Genomic DNA, 4,245 nt, shown 5'->3' with positions numbered 1-4,245 from the left:
GCGATGGTTGCGGATGCATGACCAGACATCTTTTGTGCAGCTCATCAGAGGAAAATTTATTGCATGTAATGTGCTCACCATCTCCTATTCGTTCAATATATAAAATAAATATTTCATGTTGATACGAGAATATAATAAATTTATTTTTTTGTCAAGCTTCGATTTATTTATTCCGATTTACAAACTGGTCCGCATTCGATAAAAGCGCACCAGAGGCTGATTCTAGCGAAATAGCCGCACGTAGGCTTTGAATAATACGCTATTTCAAGATAACCTGCCAGAGTAAAATATATTGGATATTTTTGTATTCTAGCCAATGTTATTGACAAAAAAAGAATTTATGTTATCTTTATATATATATTAGGAATATTTATTCCATATCGTATTTTACATAAAGAATGGAGGATTCATATGTCTGTTGGCTTTAGGATTTTTCAATCGATCACTCGCCCGGCAAAGGAAATAGTTTCGTTATTTCAAGGCCTGCCTGTCGCAAATATTGCGGACAATATGGGGAGATTATATTGCGTTGAATCCGAGATCCGCCCTTTTAACAAGGTCCCGCTTCTCGGGACGGCATTCACCGTTAAAGTGGCGGGCGGAGACAATTTAATGTTTCATAAGGCGATCGAGCTGGCGCAGCCGGGCGACGTCATCGTCGTAAACGGATTCGGCGCTGAACGGGCCCTATGCGGCGGCCTGATGATGGAAACGGCGCGCCAGAAGGGCATCAAAGGCTTCGTCATTGACGGGTACATCAGAGACAACGACGATATTTTAAATATGACTGATTTTTCGTGTTACGCGCGCGGCCTGACCGGGAACGGTCCCTACAAAAACGGCCCCGGGGAGATAGGGGGGCCGGTCGCATTGGGCAAACAGGTCGTGATGCCGGGGGATATTATCGTCGGGGATGCCGACGGCATCATCGTCGTTCCCAAGGATGACGCGGAGCGCATCGCTCTTGAGTCCAGAAAACTCCATTCTCTGGAGCAGGAAAAGCTTGCGGCGTACGCCAACGGTAATGTCAGCAGAGAGTGGCTCTATGACGCTTTGAAGAGCAAAGGATGCGAGATCATAGACTAGTGTACTAGGACAGCCGTCACAGAAAAATCTTATTTTTTGGCGGCGGCCGTTTAGCGGCGGTCCGTAATGCTCCCAACCATTACAGGCTGCCTGTACACGGTCTAAACAAAAATACCGCCGGCCCCGGGAAACCGGAGGCCGGCGGTATTTTGCGGTGCGGGGCCAGTTACATAAACCCCATCAGCTTGGGAAGGAACATCGTGATCTGCGGGAATATGGAAAGGACCGCCATGCCGCAGAGCATCGAGAAGAGCAGCGGCAGGACCGGCGGCGTCAATTCTTCTATCGTCAGCCCGCTTATTCGGCAGCCGACAAAGAGGCTGACCGCTACTGGCGGCGTCACACAGCCGATCGCCACCATTATCGCGAGCATCACGCCGAACCACACCGGGTCCCAGCCAAAGTTGGCCATCACCGGCATGATGAGCGGCATGAATACGTACATCAAGGAGACGGCGTCCAGCAGCATGCCGCCGATGAAGAGTATTATGTATATCATCAGCAGCGTCACATATTCGTTGCCAGAGATGCCGATAAGCAGCGCCGAGGTCTTTTCCACCAGCCCGACGCTGGCGCTGACCCATGAATAGAGGCCCGCGCAGGCGCTGATGAACATCACTATCGCGGAGCCGATGAGGGTATCCACCAGCACCTCATAGATCACCTTTATTGAAAGGGAGCGGTATACGAACACCCCGACAAAAAGTCCATAGAAGCAGGCGACGGCCGCCGCCTCCGTCGGGGTAAAGATCCCACCGTATATCCCGCCGAGGATTATCACGGGGATAAGGAGGGCGAATACGGCCTCTTTGAAGGCCGCCCTGAGGTCGCCCGGTTTTCTTTCGATGTTGTCCCCGCGGTAACCGTGCCTGCGGGAAGAGAGGTAGACGGACACGATCATGCAGAGGGCGATGATGAAGCCGGGGATGAAGCCCGCGGCGAAGATGGCGCCGATAGAGACGCCCGTGATCACGCTGTACATGATGAAGGCGATGCTCGGCGGTATTACCGAGGAGAGGCCGGAGGAGACGGAGACTACCGCCGTCGCAAAGGGCCTGCTGTATCCGGCGTCGACCATTCCGGGAATGAGGATGACGCCGAGCGCGGCCACCGTCGCGGCGGGCGAGCCGCTTACGGCGCCCCAGAAGGCGGCGACGATGACGGTCGCTATCGCCAGCCCGCCGGTGAGCTTGCCGAAGGATATCCGTATGAGGTTTATAATCCTCGTCGCGATCCCGGCCCGGCTCATGATGTTGCCCGCGAGAATGAAATAGGGAATTGCCAGAAGCGGGAATTTGGCGATATTAGCGAAGAAGTTATAGCTCGTCATCGGCAGGCCGAGATCACACTGCCACGCCACCGCCAGCGAAGCGATTCCGATCGATATCGCGATGGGAACTTTGATCAGCAGCAGGAACAGAAAGATCAGGACCGTCCATAGGGCCGGATCATATAAAACATCCATGAAGAAACTCCTCTCTAATAATTTCCGTCTCTGACGTCAGAAACCAGGTGGACGGAGATGCGCACGACGGTGAGAATGGAAAGTATCGGCATCGAGACGGTGAAATAGCAGACAGGCAGCCCCATCGCCTCGGTTATTACCCCCATCTGCATCTCGTCGCAGACCTCCACATAACCCCAGTACATCAGGGTGAGGAAAAAGATTATGCTCATGAGCATCAGAAAAATATAGATATACTTTCTGACGGACTTGGGAAAGCGGTCATACAGCAGGGACACATCCATGTTCGCCCCATGCTTGAAAGCCAGCGATACGCCCAGCATCGTCGCCCAGACAAACATGTAGAGCGTCAGCTCTTCGGTAAAGGCCATGGAGAAGTGAAAGAAGTACCTGGTTATCACGTTGAAAAAACTTATCGAGACCATAAGCGCGAGAAAGAACGCGCCGAGTATCTCTTCCAAGTTATCTAGTATCTTTTTCATTGCAAATCCTCCCATAAATCCCGGCGGCGCCCGACTGTCCGCGCCGCCAGGATTTTAAGCAGAAACGGCCGTTAACGGACAGAGGCCATATCCTTTTTAACGAGGTCGATAAGATCCGCGCCGATGATCTTCGTCCACTTGCCGTAAACGCTCTCCGTCTTATTCCTGAACTGTTTGATCTGATCGGGGGTGAGCACGTTCACCGCGGTCCCGTGGTCTTTGAGATAGGCTCTGGGGTCGACGGCTCTCGTCTTATTGTCGGCGGGCATCAGCCCCTTGGCCTTGAGCCAGCGCTCGGAGGTGCCGTCGTCAAGGTTCAGCCTGCTGAGGCATTTATTGTACATTCCCGCCTCGACGGCGCATTCGGCGATTATCTTCTGAATATCGGCGGGGAAGGAGTTCCAGACTTTTTTATTTGCCACGTAGACGAGCGGGTCTATCCAGTAACTCCATTCGGTGACGTACTTCTGGAACTCATACACTTTGTAGGAAATGATGTACGAATATGGATTTTCATGGCCGTCGACGACGTTCTGCTGCAGCGAGGTGACGGTCTCATTCCAGTTGATGTTGACCGGATTGGCGCCCATCGCCTTGAATACGTCCATGAGCAGCGGGCTTCCCACAACGCGGATCTTCATATTCTTGAGGTCGTCGGGGGTCTTTACGGGACGGACGTTGTTCGTAAGCTCGCGCGCTCCCTGTTCGCCCCAGCCGATCACCTCGACACCCATCTTGCTAAGGCGCTGTTTGAGCTCCGCGCCGGTCTTTCCGTTCTCTATCGCGTCAAGCGCCTTGTATTTATTCGGCTCGGAGGAGACGAACCAGGGCAGGAGGAAGAGGTTGCCCGCGGGGAACTGCGGAGCCCAGTTCATGAAGGTCGAGATCGAGAAGTCGCCGACGCCGTTCTTCATCAGCATGAACTCGTTTGAGGCTTTTCCCGCGAAGAGCTGTCCGTTCCAGTATATTTTGATGTTCACCTTTCCGTCGGTGCGTTTCTTCACCTGTTCGGCGAAATATGCCACGGCCTTGCCGGGAGGCGTTATCTCCGAGACGTTCGTGCTCATCTTATATTCCGGCTTGAACTGCCCCGCCGCGAAGGAGGCGGAGGCTGCGAACAATAACAGCATGACCACCGTTGACGCTAGACTGATTTTCTTGAACATACTCATTACCTCCTGTTTTAATTATATTGCATTTGCATGTTTATGG

Annotated in this window: 4 protein-coding genes; 1 reads left to right on the top strand and 3 read right to left on the bottom strand. The window is 52.8% G+C overall.

Going from position 1 to position 4,245, the window contains the following annotated elements; genetic code table 11:
• Window positions 1-411 precede the first annotated feature (411 nt).
• Window positions 412-1,086, top strand: a complete 675-nt coding sequence (locus LIO98_RS05785) for an RraA family protein (protein WP_291954063.1) — start codon at window positions 412-414, stop codon at window positions 1,084-1,086.
• A 166-nt stretch (window positions 1,087-1,252) separates the two neighbouring features.
• On the opposite strand, the gene LIO98_RS05780 is transcribed toward LIO98_RS05785, so the two are convergent.
• From LIO98_RS05780 to LIO98_RS05770, 3 genes are all read right to left on the bottom strand, one after another.
• Window positions 1,253-2,551, bottom strand: coding sequence for a TRAP transporter large permease (locus LIO98_RS05780; RefSeq protein WP_291954060.1), 1,299 nt, complete (start codon window positions 2,549-2,551; stop codon window positions 1,253-1,255).
• Between the two features lie 14 nt (window positions 2,552-2,565).
• Window positions 2,566-3,033, bottom strand: coding sequence for a TRAP transporter small permease (locus tag LIO98_RS05775; protein WP_291954057.1), 468 nt, complete (start codon window positions 3,031-3,033; stop codon window positions 2,566-2,568).
• Between the two features lie 71 nt (window positions 3,034-3,104).
• Window positions 3,105-4,199, bottom strand: a complete 1,095-nt coding sequence (locus LIO98_RS05770; RefSeq protein ID WP_291954053.1) for a DctP family TRAP transporter solute-binding subunit — start codon at window positions 4,197-4,199, stop codon at window positions 3,105-3,107.
• Window positions 4,200-4,245 lie beyond the last annotated feature (46 nt).

Origin of the sequence: Cloacibacillus sp., assembly GCF_020860125.1 — a bacterium.
Classification (GTDB): domain Bacteria; phylum Synergistota; class Synergistia; order Synergistales; family Synergistaceae; genus Cloacibacillus.
The sequence above is the reverse complement of the archived record's forward strand: the minus strand, read 5'-3'. Positions and strand labels throughout refer to the sequence as shown.